This is a genomic window from Enterobacter cloacae complex sp. 2022EL-00788 (assembly GCF_026627565.1).
GTDB classification, from domain to species: Bacteria; Pseudomonadota; Gammaproteobacteria; order Enterobacterales; family Enterobacteriaceae; genus Enterobacter; species Enterobacter pasteurii.
Genome location: NZ_JAPNMC010000008.1, coordinates 209926 through 227406, shown reverse-complemented (window position 1 = coordinate 227406; position 17481 = coordinate 209926). Strand labels below are relative to the sequence as shown.

16 protein-coding genes and 1 other RNA gene are annotated in these 17481 nt (G+C 59.2%); 8 read left to right on the top strand and 9 right to left on the bottom strand.

All coding sequences use genetic code 11. The annotated features are described in order from the left end of the window. Positions 1-34: 34 nt before the first annotated feature. The 3 genes from OWK27_RS14890 to zapA form a co-directional block, all read right to left on the bottom strand. Positions 35-634, bottom strand: a complete 600-nt coding sequence (locus OWK27_RS14890; RefSeq protein ID WP_267590667.1) for a 5-formyltetrahydrofolate cyclo-ligase — start codon at positions 632-634, stop codon at positions 35-37. Between the two features lie 24 nt (positions 635-658). Continuing rightward, a non-coding RNA gene (ssrS, locus tag OWK27_RS14885) (6S RNA) lies at positions 659-842 on the bottom strand. 41 nt (positions 843-883) lie between these two features. Next, complete coding sequence (gene zapA / locus OWK27_RS14880; protein ID WP_006811891.1) at positions 884-1213, bottom strand: cell division protein ZapA; 330 nt, start codon at positions 1211-1213, stop codon at positions 884-886. Between the two features lie 167 nt (positions 1214-1380). Between zapA and OWK27_RS14875 the strand changes: the two genes are divergently transcribed. From OWK27_RS14875 to OWK27_RS14840, 8 genes are all read left to right on the top strand, one after another. Beyond that, positions 1381-1959 (top strand): YecA family protein, encoded by a 579-nt coding sequence (locus OWK27_RS14875; protein ID WP_148418542.1) that lies wholly within the window; start codon positions 1381-1383, stop codon positions 1957-1959. A 31-nt stretch (positions 1960-1990) separates the two neighbouring features. Then, positions 1991-3304 carry a Xaa-Pro aminopeptidase gene (gene pepP, locus OWK27_RS14870; RefSeq protein ID WP_267590678.1) on the top strand — a complete coding sequence of 438 codons (1314 nt, stop codon included), beginning with the start codon at positions 1991-1993 and terminating at the stop codon, positions 3302-3304. Next, positions 3301-4479: a 2-octaprenyl-6-methoxyphenyl hydroxylase gene (gene ubiH / locus OWK27_RS14865; RefSeq protein WP_267590666.1), complete on the top strand. Its 1179-nt coding sequence runs from the start codon at positions 3301-3303 to the stop codon at positions 4477-4479. The genes pepP and ubiH overlap by 4 nt, the downstream gene beginning before the upstream one ends. Positions 4480-4491: 12 nt before the next feature. Next, the gene (gene ubiI, locus OWK27_RS14860; RefSeq protein WP_148418544.1) at positions 4492-5694 is read left to right on the top strand and encodes an FAD-dependent 2-octaprenylphenol hydroxylase; all 1203 of its coding nucleotides are present in this window, start codon (positions 4492-4494) and stop codon (positions 5692-5694) included. 397 nt (positions 5695-6091) lie between these two features. After that, complete coding sequence (gene gcvT, locus OWK27_RS14855; RefSeq protein WP_176609535.1) at positions 6092-7186, top strand: glycine cleavage system aminomethyltransferase GcvT; 1095 nt, start codon at positions 6092-6094, stop codon at positions 7184-7186. Between the two features lie 23 nt (positions 7187-7209). Next, positions 7210-7599, top strand: a complete 390-nt coding sequence (gene gcvH / locus OWK27_RS14850) for a glycine cleavage system protein GcvH (protein WP_252004209.1) — start codon at positions 7210-7212, stop codon at positions 7597-7599. Positions 7600-7721: 122 nt separating this feature from the next. Continuing rightward, positions 7722-10595, top strand: a complete 2874-nt coding sequence (gene gcvP, locus OWK27_RS14845) for an aminomethyl-transferring glycine dehydrogenase (RefSeq protein ID WP_267590665.1) — start codon at positions 7722-7724, stop codon at positions 10593-10595. A gap of 70 nt (positions 10596-10665) precedes the next feature. Then, a complete protein-coding gene (locus OWK27_RS14840; protein ID WP_252004213.1) occupies positions 10666-11409 on the top strand; it encodes an SDR family oxidoreductase in 744 nt (247 codons plus the stop codon). 2 nt (positions 11410-11411) lie between these two features. Here the strand turns inward: OWK27_RS14840 and OWK27_RS14835 are convergent, their stop codons facing one another. The 6 genes from OWK27_RS14835 to OWK27_RS14810 all read right to left on the bottom strand — a co-directional run bounded on the left by OWK27_RS14835 (position 11412) and on the right by OWK27_RS14810 (position 17329). Further along, a complete protein-coding gene (locus tag OWK27_RS14835; RefSeq protein WP_420712971.1) occupies positions 11412-11873 on the bottom strand; it encodes a protein disulfide oxidoreductase in 462 nt (153 codons plus the stop codon). 28 nt (positions 11874-11901) lie between these two features. Beyond that, positions 11902-12504 carry a DsbA family protein gene (locus OWK27_RS14830; protein WP_148418548.1) on the bottom strand — a complete coding sequence of 201 codons (603 nt, stop codon included), beginning with the start codon at positions 12502-12504 and terminating at the stop codon, positions 11902-11904. Between the two features lies 1 nt (position 12505). Continuing rightward, on the bottom strand, positions 12506-14515 hold the full coding sequence (locus tag OWK27_RS14825; RefSeq protein ID WP_252004214.1) for a protein-disulfide reductase DsbD family protein: 2010 nt from the start codon (positions 14513-14515) through the stop codon (positions 12506-12508). 48 nt (positions 14516-14563) lie between these two features. Next, the gene (locus tag OWK27_RS14820; RefSeq protein ID WP_176609539.1) at positions 14564-14923 is read right to left on the bottom strand and encodes a copper resistance protein; all 360 of its coding nucleotides are present in this window, start codon (positions 14921-14923) and stop codon (positions 14564-14566) included. A 124-nt stretch (positions 14924-15047) separates the two neighbouring features. Beyond that, positions 15048-16481: a 6-phospho-beta-glucosidase BglA gene (gene bglA, locus OWK27_RS14815; protein ID WP_176609540.1), complete on the bottom strand. Its 1434-nt coding sequence runs from the start codon at positions 16479-16481 to the stop codon at positions 15048-15050. A gap of 116 nt (positions 16482-16597) precedes the next feature. Further along, positions 16598-17329 carry a MurR/RpiR family transcriptional regulator gene (locus OWK27_RS14810; RefSeq protein WP_148418661.1) on the bottom strand — a complete coding sequence of 244 codons (732 nt, stop codon included), beginning with the start codon at positions 17327-17329 and terminating at the stop codon, positions 16598-16600. Positions 17330-17481: the final 152 nt, after the last annotated feature.

Sequence of the window (17481 nt, the reverse complement as noted above, 5' to 3'; positions counted from 1 at the left end):
ATCAAAAACGGTAACTGGCGTTACCGTTTTGCTTTTACCTCCACTCCCACAGCTTCGACGGCGTCACCACCGCCGGGAGCGGAATATCCCACTTCTCAACGGGCAAGGCTTCTACAGCCTGGCAGTCGTGCGCATAACCCACCGGCTGCAGGCCATACTGCTGCCAGTTTTGCAGCGTTCTGTCATAGAACCCGCCGCCCATGCCTAATCGCTGACCCTGCTCATCAAACGCCACCAGCGGCACGACCAGCACGTCCAGCTCAGCCAGCGGCAGCACGTCGCGCACGTCGAGTCTGGGTTCGGTAATTTTCAGACGATTTACCACCAGCTCGCTGTGCGGATGGTAGTGCAAAAACAGGAGATGGCCTTTGCTGAACGGATGCAGCACCGGCAAGTACACCCGCTTTCCGGCGCGCCAGAGCTGGTCGATAAGCGGTTGGGTATCCAGCTCGCCGTCAAACGAGAGAAACAGCGCGACCGTGTTTGCCATCACCACAGGCGGATAGGCCATCATACGGGCGGCTGCCTGCTGGGCAAAATGCGCTTGCCGATCGGGAGTTAACGCGCGGCGGCGTTGGCGAATAAGCTGACGAATGTCCTGGCGTGAAGCAGCAACTTCAGGGAATTGAGTCATGGTAGTCGGTAGAAGAAAAGAGAGGGAATCTCCGAGATGCCGCCGCAGGCTGTAACCCTTGAACCCTTGGTTCAAGGTGAATGTGTCGTCATAGTTTTAAGGCTTCTCGGACGAACCGAGCATGCTCACCAACCATGGAGCGCCACATTCTTGTGGTATGAAATATCGGCTCAGGGGACTGGCCCGCTTGCGAACATCTCAGAGAAATTTTGTCTTCACAGTTACTCTACCATAGTCAACTGCGAAGTGTTATTCAAACTTTGGTCCCGGTCTTTCGGGATTGCGACCTTGATCAAGCAATGCCTGTTCTATGGTCTGCTGGAGCATTTTAATGCGCTGCTCCATGCTGGCCGCGTAGTCGCGGGTCTTCGCTTTTTCCTGAGTCAGTTCATAGCTGATGTTCAACGCGGCGATGAAAACCAGCTGCTCAGTATTTGTGACTCTAGTGCGTTCTTTTAGATCTTGCAACCGCTGATTCAAATCGTCCGCAGCCTGATTCAAAGCATCCCTTTGTTCAGGCGGACAATTCACTCGCAGTGAACGGCCAAAAATCTGGAGATCGACGGGTTGTGCAGACATGCCACCTTCCTGCTGATTGACTGCGCTGCCTTCGCTTACTGCCCCGTGGGCTGCGAAGGGGCGACACTATAGCTACCCTGATGTGAAGATACAAGCCCTTTTCTGGTATCACCAGGGTCCAAAGTGGTAGCATATCATGAATATCCTCCCTTTGATGACGAATGCGTATGTCTATACAGAACGAAATGCCTGGTTACAAGGATTTAAGCCAGTTACTGAACCAGCAGGGAGTCGGTTTAACCCCTGCCGAAATGCACGGTCTGATCAGCGGCATACTGTGCGGCGGAAACAGCGACAGCTCATGGCAGCCGCTGATCCACGACCTCACGAACGAAGGGCTGGCGTTTGGCCACGAACTGGCGGAAGCGCTGCGTAAAATGCACGCCGCAACCAGCGACTCCCTGGAAGACGATGGCTTTCTTTTTCAGCTTTATCTGCCTGAAGGCGATGACGTCAGCGTGTTCGATCGCGCCGATGCGCTCGCGGGCTGGGTAAACCACTATCTGCTTGGCCTCGGCGTAACCCAGCCTAAACTTGATAAAGTGACCGGCGAAGCGGGTGAGGCGATTGACGATCTGCGTAATATCGCCCAGCTCGGCTACGACGAGGACGAAGATCAGGAAGAGCTGGAGATGTCTCTCGAAGAGATCATCGAGTATGTTCGCGTGGCGTCTCTGCTGTGCCACGACAACTTTACGCGCTCGCAGCCGACCGCGCCGGAAGTTCGCAAGCCAACATTACATTAAGAACAATAACGCACAGGAGGGTGTCATGGTTATCTCCAGTCAAGAATATTCTCGCCGTCGTCAGGCGCTGCTGGCCACAATGCAGCCGGGAAGCGCTGCCCTGATTTTTGCCGCGCCGGAAGTGACGCGAAGCGCCGACAGCGAATACCCCTATCGCCAGAGCAGCGATTTCTGGTACTTCACGGGTTTCAACGAGCCGGAAGCGGTACTGGTGCTGATTAAGAGCAATGACACCCATAACCACAGCGTGATTTTTAACCGTGTCCGCGATTTAACGGCTGAAATCTGGTTTGGCCGTCGCCTGGGGCAAGAGGCGGCACCGGAAAAGCTGGGCGTTGACCGCGCGCTGGCCTTCAGTGAAATCAACCAGCAGCTCTATCAGCTGCTCAACGGACTCGACGTGCTCTACCACGCGCAGGGCGAATATGCCTATGCGGATGAGATTGTTTTCACCGCGCTGGACAAGCTGCGTAAAGGCTCGAGGCAGAATCTCTCGGCGCCCGCTACGCTCATCGACTGGCGGCCAGTGGTGCACGAGATGCGCCTGTTCAAGTCAGAAGAAGAACTTAACGTGCTGCGCCGCGCGGGCGAAATCAGCGCGCTGGCGCATACTCGCGCCATGGAAAAGTGCCATCCCGGCATGTTCGAGTACCAGCTTGAAGGCGAAATTCACCATGAATTTAACCGCCACGGCGCGCGCTTCCCGTCCTACAACACCATCGTTGGCGGCGGGGAAAACGGCTGCATCCTGCACTACACCGAAAACGAAAGTGAGCTGCGCGACGGCGATCTGGTGCTGATTGACGCCGGCTGCGAATATCAGGGTTATGCAGGGGACATCACCCGCACCTTCCCGGTAAACGGCAAATTCACCCCCGCGCAGCGCGAAATCTATGACATCGTGCTGGCGTCTCTGGAGACCGCGCTGACGCTGTTCCGTCCGGGCACCTCTATCCAGGACGTCACGGGTGAGGTGGTGCGCATCATGATTACCGGGCTGGTTAAGCTCGGCATTCTGCAAGGCGATGTGGATGCCCTCATCGCTGAAAACGCCCATCGCCCGTACTTTATGCACGGCCTGAGCCACTGGCTGGGGCTGGACGTGCATGACGTGGGTGCATACGGTCAGGACCGTTCGCGCGTGCTGGAGCCTGGCATGGTGCTGACCGTCGAGCCGGGGCTGTACATCGCGCCGGATGCCGACGTGCCGGAACCGTATCGCGGGATTGGCATTCGTATCGAAGACGACATCGTCATCACCGAAACCGGTAACGAAAACCTTACCGCGACCGTTGTAAAAAAAGCCGAGGAGATCGAGGCGCTGATGGCGGCGGCACGCGTATGAGCGTGATCATCGTTGGCGGAGGCATGACCGGCGCTACCCTGGCGCTGGCCATTTCGCACTTAACCAAAGGCCAGCTTCCGGTGCATCTCGTCGAGGCGGTTGCGCCGCAGGCGAGCGACCATCCTGGTTTCGATGCTCGCGCCATCGCGCTGGCGCAGGGAACCTGCCAGCAGCTGTCGCACATCGGGATCTGGCAGGCGATAGCGGATTGCGCAACGGCGATCCGCACCGTTCACGTCAGCGATCGCGGTCATGCCGGGTTCGTGACGCTGGACGCGCACGACTACCGGATAGCGGCGCTGGGGCAGGTCGTGGAGCTGCATGACGTGGGGCTGAGGCTGTTCCGTCTGTTACAGGACGCGCCGGGCGTTACGCTGCACTGTCCGGCGCGCGTTGCCGGATTTAGCCGCCGTGACGAGGCCGTCAGCGTGACGCTGGACAACGGTACCACGCTTGAGGGGCAACTGCTGGTGGCGGCGGATGGCTCACGCTCTGCGCTCGCCACGCAGTGCGGCGTTGAATGGCACACTCAGCCTTATGGCCAGGTGGCGGTCATCGCTAACGTCTCTACGGCGGGCGCGCATAACGGCAGGGCCTTTGAGCGCTTTACGCAGCACGGCCCGCTGGCCATGCTGCCGATGTCGAACGGACGCTGTTCGCTGGTGTGGTGCCATGCGCAGGATAAGGCCGATGAGGTGCTCTCCTGGTCCGACGAACGTTTTTGTGCCGAGCTGCAAAAAGCCTTTGGCTGGCGGCTTGGGCGTATCACCCACGCGGGCAAGCGGGTGGTTTATCCGCTTTCGCTGACGACCGCATCGCAGACGGTTTCCCATCGCGTCGCCCTGGTCGGCAATGCCGCGCAGACGCTGCACCCTATCGCCGGGCAAGGCTTCAACCTTGGCCTGCGCGACGTAATGAGCCTGGCTGAACTGCTGGCGCAGGCGTGGGGCGAACAGCGGGATTGTGGCGCATACTCAGTGCTGAGCCATTACCAGAAACGACGTGAGGGGGACAGAGCGGCGACCGTTGGCGTCACCGACGGCCTGGTCCACCTGTTTGCCAATCGCTGGGCGCCGTTAGTTGCGGGTCGCAACCTCGGGCTGATGGCGATGGAACTGTTCATTCCGGCACGTGACGTGCTGGCGCAGCGGACCCTGGGTTGGGTCGCGCGTTAAGGAGTAATCACCGTGCAAAATGTTGATGTCGCCATTGTTGGCGGCGGAATGGTAGGACTGGCGCTGGCCTGTGGCTTACAGGGCAGCGGCCTGCGCGTGGCCGTTCTTGAGCAAAAAGCGCCGCAGCCCGTGGCGCAGGATGCACCGCCGGAGCTGCGCGTCTCGGCGATCAATGCGGCCAGCGAAAAGTTACTGACGCACCTCGGCGTCTGGTCTGAGATCGTGGCGCAGCGCGCCAGCTGCTATCACGGCATGGAAGTGTGGGACAAAGACAGCTTTGGCCGCATCGCGTTTGACGATGAAAGCATGGGCTATAGCCACCTTGGGCACATCGTTGAGAACGCGGTGATCCACCACGCGCTGTGGCGCAAAGCGCAGCAGTGCAGCGACGTCACCCTTATCGCTCCCGCCACGCTTCAGCAGGTGGCCTGGGGCGAAAACGACGCGTTTCTGACGCTGGAAAGCGGCGACATGCTGACCGCGCGTCTGGTGGTGGGGGCCGACGGCGCAAATTCCTGGCTGCGTAACAAAGCGGACATTCCGCTGACCTTCTGGGATTACCGCCATCATGCGATGGTTGCCACGATCCGCACCGAAGAGCCGCACGGCGGCATCGCGCGCCAGATTTTCCACAACGACGGTATTCTGGCCTTCCTGCCGCTTGCCGATCCGCATCTGTGCTCCATCGTCTGGTCTCTGGTGCCGGAAAAAGCGCAGCAGATGCAGGAGGCGACGCCGGAGGCGTTCAGCCAGGCGCTGTGCATGGCCTTTGATAACCGTCTGGGCCTGTGCACGCTTGAAAGCGAGCGTCAGGTGTTCCCGTTAACCGGCCGCTACGCGCGTCAGTTTGCGGCGCACCGTCTGGCCCTGGTGGGCGATGCGGCGCATACCATTCACCCGCTTGCCGGGCAGGGGGTTAACCTCGGCTTCATGGACGCGGCTGAGCTGGTTGACGAGCTGCGTCGTCTGCATCGTGAAGGTAAAGACATTGGTCAGCATCTTTATCTGCGCCGCTACGAGCGCAGCCGCAAGCACAGCGCGGCGATGATGCTGGCGGGCATGCAGGGCTTCCGCGAGCTGTTTGCCGGCGCGAACCCGGCGAAAAAACTGCTGCGCGATATCGGTCTGAAACTTGCTGATACCCTTCCGGGCGTCAAGCCACAGCTTCTTCGTCAGGCAATGGGCCTTAACGATCTGCCCGACTGGCTACGATAGTATTGACCCTCGTCACACTTTATTTTCCCGGCCTCCGCGCCGGGTGAATAGCCTCGTTTGAAATAATCTAATTTCACCTCATTTTTCGCATTAGAAAATCTAATCTTACTATTTTTATGTTACGGAAATTCTGGCCGTTTTTCCGCACGAAATATCACCATCTGCTAAATCCTGTAAGAAGAATGTTAATTTTATGCGGGTTTAGTCGCATTTTGCCAGTCGATAACTCTGTAGGCTTTCCTGCGTTTTTTGGTCATAAGCTAATGTGATGACCCGCTTTACCTTATGGTTAACCGCCGGTTTCGGTGGTAAGTTCAGGTAAAAGAGAACGTTTGCGTCGGCTCCGGATGGCGAGGCCGACACCGGGTTTCACGGTGAATTTTTCAACGAGGAAAAGATGGCTCAACAGACTCCTTTGTACGAACAGCACGTGTTATGCGGCGCCCGCATGGTGGACTTCCACGGCTGGATGATGCCGCTGCACTACGGCTCGCAAATTGATGAGCATCACGCGGTGCGCACCGATGCCGGTATGTTCGACGTGTCCCACATGACGATTGTCGACCTGCGCGGAAGCCGCACCCGGGAGTTTTTGCGTTATCTGCTGGCAAACGACGTCGCCAAACTGAAGACGCCGGGCAAAGCGCTTTATACCGGCATGCTCAATGCCTCGGGCGGCGTGATTGATGACCTCATCGTCTATTACTTCACAGAAGATTTCTTCCGCCTCGTTGTCAACTCCGCCACCCGCGAAAAAGACCTCTCCTGGATCGCCCAACACGCTGAACCTTACGCCATCGACATCACCGTACGTGATGACCTGTCGCTGATTGCCGTGCAGGGCCCGAACGCCCAGGCGAAAGCCGCCTCCCTGTTTAACGACGAGCAGCGTAAGGCCACCGAAGGCATGAAGCCGTTCTTCGGCGTGCAGGCGGGCGATCTGTTTATTGCCACCACCGGCTACACCGGTGAAGCGGGCTATGAAATTGCCATGCCAAATGAAAAAGCCGCTGATTTCTGGCGCGCGCTGGTGGAGGCGGGCGTGAAGCCTGCGGGCCTGGGGGCGCGCGATACGCTGCGTCTGGAAGCGGGTATGAACCTCTACGGTCAGGAGATGGACGAGGGCGTCTCTCCGCTGGCGGCCAACATGGGCTGGACCATCGCGTGGGAGCCGGCTGACCGTGACTTTATTGGCCGGGAAGCGCTGGAGATGCAGCGTGAAAAGGGCACTGAACAGCTGGTTGGCCTGGTGATGAAGGAAAAAGGCGTGCTGCGCGGCGAACTGCCGGTGCGCTTCACCGATGCCGACGGTAACCATCGCGAAGGCACGATCACCAGCGGAACCTTCTCCCCGACGCTCGGCTACAGTATTGCCCTGGCACGCGTGCCGGCGGGTATTGGTGAAACGGCTGTGGTGCAGATCCGCAACCGTGAAATGCCGGTCAACGTGACCAAACCGATTTTTGTTCGCGCCGGTAAGCCGGTCGCCTAACTATTTTTATCAGGAGAACTTCAATGAGCAATGTGCCAGCAGAACTGAAATACAGCAAAGAACACGAGTGGCTGCGCAAAGAGGCGGACGGCATCTACACCGTTGGGATCACCGAGCACGCGCAGGAGCTGCTGGGCGATATGGTGTTTGTTGACCTGCCGGAAGTGGGCGCAACCGTGAGCGCAGGCGACGACTGCGCGGTGGCTGAGTCCGTTAAAGCGGCCTCTGACATCTATGCTCCCGTCAGCGGTGAAATTGTTGCCGTAAACGACGCGCTGAGCGACTCCCCGGAGCTGGTGAACAGCGAGCCGTATGAAGGCGGCTGGATCTTTAAGATCAAAGCCAGCGACGAAGCGCAGGTTGCCGCGCTGCTGGATGCGACCGCGTACGAAGCCCTGTTAGAAGACGAGTAAGCCATTATCCCTCTCCCTTTGGGAGAGGGCAGGGGTGAGGGTGCCCATCTTCCTCTCACCCTAACCCTCTCCCAAAGGGAGAGGGAACTTAAATTCACTGCACGTTTCAGGAACCATCGCTCATGACACAGACTTTAAGCCAGCTTGAAAACCGTGGCGCCTTCATTGAACGTCACATTGGGCCGGATGCTCAGCAACAGCAGGAGATGCTGAAGACAGTTGGCGCGGATTCATTAAACGCACTGATCGGCCAGATCGTGCCAAAAGACATCCAGCTTGCCACGCCGCCGCAGGTGGGCGAGTCCACCACGGAGTTCGCCGCGCTGGCGGAGCTGAAGGCCATTGCCGGCCTCAACAAGCGCTATAAGTCTTACATTGGCATGGGCTACACCAACGTGCAGTTACCGCCGGTGATCCTGCGTAACATGCTGGAAAATCCGGGCTGGTACACCGCTTATACCCCGTATCAGCCAGAAGTGTCCCAGGGCCGCCTGGAGGCGCTGCTGAACTTCCAGCAGGTGACGCTGGATCTGACCGGTATGGATATCGCCTCTGCCTCTCTGCTGGATGAAGCGACCGCCGCCGCCGAAGCGATGGCGATGGCGAAGCGCGTGAGCAAGCTGAAAAACGCCAACCGCTTCTTCGTGGCGGCGGACGTGCATCCGCAAACGCTGGACGTGGTGCGTACCCGTGCGGAAACCTTCGGTTTTGACGTGATCGTCGACGACGCTGACAAAGTGCTGGATCACCAGGACGTCTTCGGCGTGCTGTTACAGCAGGTGGGCACGACCGGTGAAGTGCATGACTACAGCGCGCTGATTGCCGAGCTGAAAACCCGCAAGGTGATTGTGAGCGTCGCCGCTGACTTTATGGCGCTGGTGCTGCTGACGGCACCGGGCAAGCAGGGGGCGGATATTGTTTTCGGCTCTGCGCAGCGCTTCGGCGTGCCGATGGGATACGGCGGCCCGCACGCGGCCTTCTTTGGCGCAAAAGATGAATTTAAACGCTCCATGCCGGGGCGCATTATCGGCGTATCGAAAGATGCCGCCGGCAACACCGCGCTGCGCATGGCGATGCAGACCCGCGAGCAGCATATCCGCCGCGAGAAAGCGAACTCCAATATCTGTACCTCGCAGGTGCTGCTGGCAAACATCGCCAGCCTGTACGCGGTGTTCCACGGTCCGGCCGGGCTGAAACGCATTGCCGGCCGCATCCACCGTCTGGCCGATATTCTGGCCTGCGGCCTGAAGCAGAAAGGCCTTAAGCTGCGTCATGAGCACTACTTCGACACCCTGTGCGTTGACGTGGCGGACAAGGCGGCCGTGCTGGGGCGCGCTGATGCAGCGCGAATCAACCTGCGCAGCGACATCCATCATGCGGTGGGGATCACCCTTGATGAATCCACGACTCGCGACGATATCGCGACGCTGTTTGACGTACTGCTGGGTGATGCGCACGGTCTGGACGTTGACGCGCTGGACAAAGAGGTGGCGCTCGACAGCCGCTCCATTCAGGAGAGCATGCTGCGTGTTGACGAGATCCTGACCCACCCGGTGTTCAACCGCTACCACAGCGAAACCGAGATGATGCGCTATATGCACTCTCTGGAGCGCAAGGATCTGGCGCTGAACCAGGCGATGATCCCGCTGGGATCCTGCACAATGAAGCTGAACGCCGCGGCGGAGATGATCCCCATTACCTGGCCTGAATTCTCCGAGCTGCACCCGTTCTGCCCGGCCGAGCAGGCGGAAGGTTATCACATGATGATCAACCAGCTGTCCGACTGGCTGGTGAAGCTGACCGGTTACGACGCCCTCTGCATGCAGCCGAACTCCGGCGCGCAGGGTGAATATGCGGGCCTGCTGGCGATCCGTCACTATCACGAAAGCCGCAACGAAGGCCACCGCGATATCTGCCTGATCCCAAGCTCCGCCCACGGCACCAACCCGGCATCTGCGCAGATGGCGGGAATGGAAGTGGTGGTCGTGGCCTGCGATAAAAACGGCAACATCGATCTCGCCGACCTGCGCGCGAAAGCGGAGCAGGCGGGTGAGAAGCTCTCCTGCATCATGGTCACCTATCCGTCCACCCACGGTGTATACGAAGAGACCATCCGTGAAGTGTGCGAAGTAGTGCATCAGTTCGGCGGACAGGTTTACCTCGACGGCGCGAACATGAACGCCCAGGTGGGCATCACCTCGCCGGGCTTTATCGGCGCGGACGTGTCGCACCTGAACCTGCATAAAACGTTCTGTATTCCGCACGGCGGCGGCGGCCCGGGTATGGGGCCAATCGGCGTGAAAGCGCACCTGGCTCCGTTTGTGCCGGGCCACAGCGTGGTGCAGATCGAAGGCATGCTGACTCGTCAGGGCGCGGTCTCTGCGGCACCGTTCGGCAGCGCCTCTATTCTGCCAATCAGCTGGATGTACATCCGCATGATGGGCGCGGAAGGGCTGAAGCAGGCCAGCCAGGTGGCGATCCTCAACGCCAACTACATCGCAACGCGTCTGAAGGACGCTTATCCGGTGCTCTACACCGGCCGCGACGGTCGCGTGGCGCACGAATGCATCCTTGATATTCGTCCTCTGAAAGAAGAGACGGGCATCAGCGAGCTGGATATTGCCAAGCGTCTCATCGACTACGGCTTCCACGCGCCAACCATGTCCTTCCCGGTTGCGGGTACGCTGATGGTTGAGCCGACCGAGTCTGAAAGCAAGGTGGAGCTGGACCGCTTCATCGACGCGATGCTGGCGATCCGCAGCGAAATCGACCGCGTGAAGGGCGGGGAGTGGACGCTGGAAGATAACCCGCTGGTTAACGCGCCGCATACCCAGAACGAACTGGTGGCAGAGTGGAGCCACGGCTATACCCGCGAGCTGGCCGTCTTCCCGGCGGGCGTGGCAAACAAATACTGGCCGACCGTGAAGCGTCTTGATGACGTGTACGGCGACCGTAACCTGTTCTGCTCCTGCGTGCCGATGAGCGAATACCAGTAACCGGAATGGTGTAGTACTCCAGGCCGGGCAAGGCGATGCCGCCGCCCGGCTTTTTTATTGGGAGAAGAGAATGGCAATTGCACTGGTCACCGGCGCCAGCCGGGGCATTGGTAAAGCCACCGCGCTACAGCTGGCGCGCGAAGGCTACACCGTCGCGGTGAATTTTCACCACAACATCAGGGCCGCGAATGAGGTGATTAATCACATCGTGGAGGCGGGCGGAAAGGCCTTTTCCGTGCGCGCGGACATCAGCGACGAAGCGCAGGTGATGGCGATGTTCGACAGCATCGACCGCGAAGGTGAGCCGCTTGCCGCGCTGGTGAATAACGCCGGGATTTTGTTTGAACAGTCCACCGTTGAAAACCTCACCGCTGAACGTATTAACCGCGTGCTGGCCACTAACGTCACCGGCTATTTTCTCTGCTGTCGCGAGGCGGTAAAGCGCATGTCGCATAAGCACGGCGGCCAGGGAGGGGCGATTGTGAACGTCTCGTCGGCGGCGTCCAGGCTGGGCGCGCCGGGTGAATATGTGGATTATGCCGCCTCCAAGGGGGCGGTAGACTCCCTGACGACCGGCCTGGCGCTGGAGGTGGCGGCGCAGGGCATTCGCGTTAACTGCGTGCGGCCTGGCCTGATTTACACCGATATTCACGCCTCCGGCGGCGAGCCGGGGCGTGTGGATCGGGTGAAGTCACTGCTGCCCATGCAGCGCGGCGGTCAGCCGGAGGAGGTCGCCCAGGCCATCGTCTGGCTGCTGAGCGACAGCGCCTCCTATGTCACCGGCAGCTTCCTCGAGCTGGCTGGCGGCAAATAAGGCTACGACGCCAGCCACAGCCGCAGGCGCATTCCCCAGCCGCTGGTCCAGCCGGTGGTGATCGACGTCACCTCCCCGTGAGAGATCGTCACCAGCGTGGGCGTTACCTGAACGTCCCACTGGCGCGCCAGTTCCCCGCTGGCGTCGTTAACCGTGGGCATCGCCAGCTTCTTCTTCCTCAGCCACCGTTCGAGCGTAGCGTTATCGCCCGAGCGCAGTGCAACCGACATCACGTTGCCCCCGTCTGCGGCAAGCGCCGCTACCGACGGCGTGGTGTAGCGGCAGACGCCGCACCACGTCGCCCAGACGTAAACCAGCAGCGGGCGCTCTTCGCTCATGGCGTTAAGATCGACAGGCTGACCGTCGAGGGTTTGCAGCGTGGTTGACGCGAAATTCTGCGGCAGCGCGGGCTGGCGGAAATAGTCCACCGCCAGGCTCACGGCTACGCCAATCAGCAACCACATCGCCAGCTCGCGCACCAGGCGCGGGAATTTACCCGCCACGGGCTTTTGCCAGCTGTTCTTTGACCAGCCCCTCCAGATCGTCATAAGGAATGGCGCCCGCGACCATCTGGTCACCGATGATGGTTGCCGGGGTGCCCTGAATATTCAGCACCTGAGACAGGATCAGGTTCATCTTTAAGCTGTCCATGGTTTTATCATCCGTTTTAATGCCGTCCGTTCCGGTTTTAGCCCGCGCGGCGGCGATGCTGGCGTCATCGTGGTAACCTTTTTTCATCATCAGCCGCTGGTGCAGCGCCCAGAATTTATCCGGCGCCTGCTGCCACGTCGAAAGCGCCGCTTTAGCGGCATTCACCGAGCTTTGCCCCTTGAACGGCAGCAGTTTGATGATGAGCTGCACGTCGGGATTCTCGTGCACGATTTTCTCCAGCATCGGGTCGAACTGCTTGCAGTAAGGGCAGTTGTAGTCCGTGAAGGAGACGATGGTGAGCTTCGGCGATGTTGCACCCGTTCGCGGGCTGGCCGGATCGCTGAACAGCAGCGCCGCCAGCTGGTCATCGGAAGAACCCTCAGTCGGCGCGGCAAAACTGAACGTCGATAAAGAGAGCAGCAGTAAGGCGATAAATGTGCGCATGTTATTTTCCTTTCGCATCGGACAGGGTGGTAAGCACCGCTTCGCGGCTTAACAGCGGAGGCAGCACGTGGCCCTGCGGCAGCCCTGGTCCGTAAATCTGATTAAACGGCACGGCGGCGCTGCCGCGCGTGGTTAAGAACTGGCTGATGGTGTCGGAGGGGCGGCTCCAGTCGCCGCGCAGGGCGACAACGTCCGGGGCGGATAGCGCATCCTGCACGTCGTCGCGCAGCAGCACGTTGTATTTATTGGCTTTACAGGTCACGCACCAGTCGGCGGTGACGTCAATAAATACCCGCTTATTCTCCGCCAGCGCGCGGGCTATGGCCTGCTCGCTGAGCGGCTGCCAGTTAATACGATCGCGGCGGGAACCCTCGCTGCCGGAGCCGGAAACAAACGCGACCGCTCCAGCCACCGCGATGGCGAATGCCCCGGCGCGCAGGGCCGTTTGCCAGCGGTAGCGCCAGGCGGTGACCAGCAGCAGAGCGAGGATCAGGAGTACCCCCAGCGTGATAACGGGCACGGTGCCAATGTGCACCGTCAGCAGGCTCAGCAGCCACAGCGATGAGCCAAGCATCATCAGGCCGAGCGCCACTCGCACGACGTTCATCCAGCGTCCCGGTCGCGGCAGCTTCCGGGCCAGCCCCGGCCAGGCGGCAACCAGCAGCCACGGCAGGCTCATGCCGATCCCCATTGCCAGGAAGATCCCCCACAGCAGGGGAAGCGGCGCCGCCAGCGCGACCGATACCGCAGTGCCGAGGAACGGCGCGGTGCAGGGCGTCGCCAGCAGCGTAGCGAACGCGCCTTGCCAGAAATGGCCTGCCAGACCGTTCCCGCCGCGCGTGGCGAGGAACGTGCTGGTGCCGGAAGGGAGACGAATTTCAAATAATCCCAGCAGGCTGGCGCTGAACAGCACCATCACCAGCGCCATTGCGGCAATAAACCACGGGTTCTGGAACTGGATCCCCCAGCCAAGCGCCTGATTGCCCAGCCGTAATACCGTCATCATCAGCGCCAGCGCGAGGAACGAGATAACGATCCCGGCGACTGAGGCAAGAAACTGGCGGCGCACCTGAACGCGGGCCCGCTGCTCGGTTTGCATCAGCGTGCCCAGCTTCATGGCCAGCACGGGCAATACGCAGGGCATGACGTTGAGGATCAGACCGCCGGCCAGCGCCATCAGCAGCACCCAGCCCAGCGAGAACGCCGGCGCGGCGTTGCCCGGCTGAATGCTCAGGCTGGACTCCTGCGCCTGCCCGCTATCGGCGAGAACCAGCGACAGGGTTTTACCGCTGAGGTTGGGCGCGTCCTCGCCCCAGCTATCCGTCACGGGCACGGTGGCCACCAGCGAATGACCGCGCACGGTGAGGGTCGGCTTGCCGAAATCCACATCGTCCATGCCGTCGATAAACAGCGACGGCTCCTGCCAGCCTGCGTCACGTTGTGCCGTTACGGTCAGTTTGCCGGGGGCGTAGCTGGCGCTGAGCGCTGAGGTCAACCCGCCGCTGAGCGGAAGGGTGCCCATTGCCCGGCTGAAGTCGTAATCAAAACCGGCTCCTGCGGGCGCGGTCATGTCCAGCGAAAACGGGTAGTCAGTCAGAATGCAGACATTGCTACAGGTAGATAGCGTCAGCACGCCGCTTAAGGTTTGGGGGATCTCGCCGCGCAGGGTGATGGGAAAGCTCACGTCGCCGTGATAGCCCTGCGTGGTTATACCCGCTACGTCGAAACGCTGCGGGGTGGGCCAGCGCCAGGCTGCGTCCACAGGCTGATGCCAGGCGATCGCGGGTGCGACGCCGCCTTCTCCCGGCGAGCGCCAGTAGGTCTTCCAGCCTTTTTGCAGGGCGACGTCCAGCAGCAGGCGGGTTTCGCCAGCGCTTTCGGATTGCGCACGCAGCCTGACGCTGGCGTGCTGATTATCGGCGGCGCGCAGCCAGCCGCTGTCGGCGGCCTGGCTGAGGGGCAGCCATAGCCAGAGCAGGCAGACCAGCAGTCGCCTGAATACAGTAAACATAAATTATCTCCGTAAATGATGAATTAACCTGAAATGACAGGCCGATCCTCACTCACGGAAGACGCATAATCGCAGATGCACCCGTAATCGGGGCGGGGAAATAACGCGGGGAGGCCACAGCCGCTCGCGGCGCGGCGGGTTCGCTGCCAGCAACGCCAGCAGCAGGGTAACGGCAAACAGGGCACCTTCAAACAAGATTGGCGGGACCGCCATCAGCGACTTGGCGCTGAGCTCACACGGCGTAACCGGCGCGTCGACGCTCTCCTGGCCCTGCTGAACAGTCTGAGCTGAGGCGGTGACATTCATGACGAGCGCGTGCATCCCGGCCATCCGCTGGGCGGTGCATATCAGCACTACCAGACAGGCCAGGGCTACCAGCAGGATAGCGTTGCGTTGTCGCTTGATCATGTTCGCCTCTAATATTCAGGACGCCTATATTATCGGGCGAACATATTTTGGCAACGCTAAAGCTGTAAAGAAGTGTCTGGATGATAAGCGGTTTGCCCTCTCCGCTGGCAGAGAGGGCGAGCCGTTACAGCGTTTCGCCGTTGCTGGCAATCACGGTTTTGTACCACTCAAAGCTTTTCTTACGGGAGCGGGACATGTCGCCGGTGCCGTCGTCGTGCTTGTTCACGTAGATAAAGCCGTAGCGCTTGCTGTACTGGCCGGTGGTGAAGGAGACGCAGTCAATGCAGCCCCACGGGGTATAGCCCATCAGATCCACGCCGTCCCAGGTCACGGCCTTCATCATCTCTTCCACGTGGGCGCGCAGGTAGTCGATGCGGTAGTCATCGTTGATGCTGCCGTCCTCTTCCACGTTGTCGTAGGCACCGAAACCATTTTCGACGATAAACAGCGGCTTCTGGTAACGCTCGTACAGTTCGCACAGCGAATAGCGCAGGCCCACCGGGTCAATCTGCCAGCCCCAGTCGGATGCCTTCACGTGCGGATTCGGCACGCTGCCTTCGAAGCCGGAAATGGCGTCACCGGTGCCGCCTTCCGCTTTCACCGCGTTGGTCATGTAGTAGCTGAAACCTAAGTAGTCGCAGGTGCCTTCACGCAGGATCTGTTCATCCCCCGCTTCCATTTTGATGGAGAACCCACGGCGCTCCCACTCGTTCAGCACGTAAGACGGGTAGTAGCCGCGCAGCTGCACGTCGGTAAAGACGTAGCGCTCGCGCATGGATTCCTGAGCAAACATGACGTCTTCTGGCTTGCAGGAGTAAGGATAGAGCGCCACCATCGCCAGCATGCAGCCAACCTTCATCTCCGGGTTGATGCGGCGTGCGGCCTTCACCGCCAGCGCGCTGGCCACGAACTGGTGGTGCAGCACCTGGTACATGGTCTCTTCGGGGTTGTCGTGTTCGGTATACACCACGCCGGAGCAGCAGTAGCCGAACAGCGGCGCGCGCCAGTTGCGCTGGTTATTGATTTCGTTGAAGGTCATCCAGTATTTGACCTTATTTTTGTAGCGCTCAAACACCACTTCCGAGAAGCGCACGAAGAAATCGACCACCTTACGGTTGGTCCATCCGCCGTATTCCTGAACGAGATGCAGCGGCATTTCAAAATGGGAGAGGGTGATCACCGGCTCGATGTTGTACTTCAGCAGTTCATCGAACATGTCGTCGTAAAACTTCAGCCCCTCTTCGTTTGGCTGAGCTTCATCTCCTTTCGGGAAGATGCGCGTCCAGGCAATGGAGGTACGGAAGCATTTGAAGCCCATCTCGGCAAACAGCTTAATGTCTTCTTTGTAATGGCCGTAAAAGTCCACGGCCTCGTGGTTCGGGTAATATTTGCCTTCAATCACGTCCTGAGTGATTTCACGCGGGACGCCGTGGGCCCCGCCGGTGAGCACGTCGCAGATGCTTGGCCCTTTGCCGCCTTTATTCCAGCCGCCTTCAACCTGGTGCGCCGCCACCGCGCCGCCCCATAAAAAATCTTTTGGTAAGGTCAGTTTTTTCATTTTTGCTATTCTCAATTAAGGACTTATTGATTTCGAGTCTAGCAAAGCGGAATTAAATGTCACGATATAACAATTCGCGCAAATTGTAATTTGTCACATCAAAAAAACAGGGTGTTTTATTCCGTTAATTTCTTCGCCAGTTTCCGCCCTAATGATTCCAGAATATAGATGACGGGAATTTGCGTGGTGATATCGTAGACGCCGCCAATTCGCGTTTGCGGCACGTGCCAGGAGAGATTAAAGTCTGCCAGCTTCGCGAGACGGGAATGTTCGTGGCTGGTAATGGAGAGCACCTTGCAGCGGTGAAGGCTGAACTGGCTGGCAAAGCGCAGGATCTCCTCGGTTTCGCCGGAGACGGAGAGCACAATCGCCAGCGCATTTTTAGCCATGTCGTTGGTGACCGGGAAATAAGGATCGTCGATATGGTTGCTGAATTTCCCGATATTAGAAAAGAAACGTGCGCCATATTTTGCCAGCGAGCCGGATGTGCCCGCGCCGACAAAGATAATTCGCTCAGATGATAAGATAATATCAACAGCCTCATCTAGCAGGGCATCGAACTCTTCGTTATTCACGCTTTTAAAGAAACTGATAATTTCGCTGGCGCCAAAATTTGCCTGCTGCGGCTCGTTCTGCTCCAGATAGAGCTTAAAGCGCACCCGAAATTCCGAATAGCCTTCGCAGTTGAGCTTACGACAGAAGCGCAGGACGGTGGTGGTGGAGACGCCAGCCGCATCCGCCAGCTCACGGATGGTCATGTACATCACCTTGTCGCGGTTCTTAATGACGTAGTTGTAGACCAGCATTTCCAGGTTATTGAGGCTGGCAATGGCGGAATGGGAGAAGATGCTCACAATGGCTACACTCGCTGTCGGACACTATTGATCAATCATACCATGCCCCCTGAAGCGGGAAGATGGTTTTATCTCCTTGATTACGCTGATATTAATAAAAACATATACATCTGTGCGGCGGATTATTTTTTTATGTCTATGATTTA

What these genes read in the sequence shown, in the direction of transcription:
- OWK27_RS14840 (WP_252004213.1), top strand. Translation starts at nt 10,666, where the DNA reads ATGGCAATTGCACTGGTCACCGGCGCCAGCCGGGGCATTGGTAAAGCC.
- gcvT (WP_176609535.1), top strand. Translation starts at nt 6,092, where the DNA reads ATGGCTCAACAGACTCCTTTGTACGAACAGCACGTGTTATGCGGCGCC.
- gcvP (WP_267590665.1), top strand. Translation starts at nt 7,722, where the DNA reads ATGACACAGACTTTAAGCCAGCTTGAAAACCGTGGCGCCTTCATTGAA.
- OWK27_RS14835 (WP_420712971.1), bottom strand. Translation starts at nt 11,873, where the DNA reads ATGTGGTTGCTGATTGGCGTAGCCGTGAGCCTGGCGGTGGACTATTTC.
- ubiH (WP_267590666.1), top strand. Translation starts at nt 3,301, where the DNA reads ATGAGCGTGATCATCGTTGGCGGAGGCATGACCGGCGCTACCCTGGCG.
- OWK27_RS14890 (WP_267590667.1), bottom strand. Translation starts at nt 634, where the DNA reads ATGACTCAATTCCCTGAAGTTGCTGCTTCACGCCAGGACATTCGTCAG.
- zapA (WP_006811891.1), bottom strand. Translation starts at nt 1,213, where the DNA reads ATGTCTGCACAACCCGTCGATCTCCAGATTTTTGGCCGTTCACTGCGA.
- OWK27_RS14875 (WP_148418542.1), top strand. Translation starts at nt 1,381, where the DNA reads ATGTCTATACAGAACGAAATGCCTGGTTACAAGGATTTAAGCCAGTTA.
- gcvH (WP_252004209.1), top strand. Translation starts at nt 7,210, where the DNA reads ATGAGCAATGTGCCAGCAGAACTGAAATACAGCAAAGAACACGAGTGG.
- OWK27_RS14830 (WP_148418548.1), bottom strand. Translation starts at nt 12,504, where the DNA reads ATGCGCACATTTATCGCCTTACTGCTGCTCTCTTTATCGACGTTCAGT.
- OWK27_RS14825 (WP_252004214.1), bottom strand. Translation starts at nt 14,515, where the DNA reads ATGTTTACTGTATTCAGGCGACTGCTGGTCTGCCTGCTCTGGCTATGG.
- OWK27_RS14820 (WP_176609539.1), bottom strand. Translation starts at nt 14,923, where the DNA reads ATGATCAAGCGACAACGCAACGCTATCCTGCTGGTAGCCCTGGCCTGT.
- bglA (WP_176609540.1), bottom strand. Translation starts at nt 16,481, where the DNA reads ATGAAAAAACTGACCTTACCAAAAGATTTTTTATGGGGCGGCGCGGTG.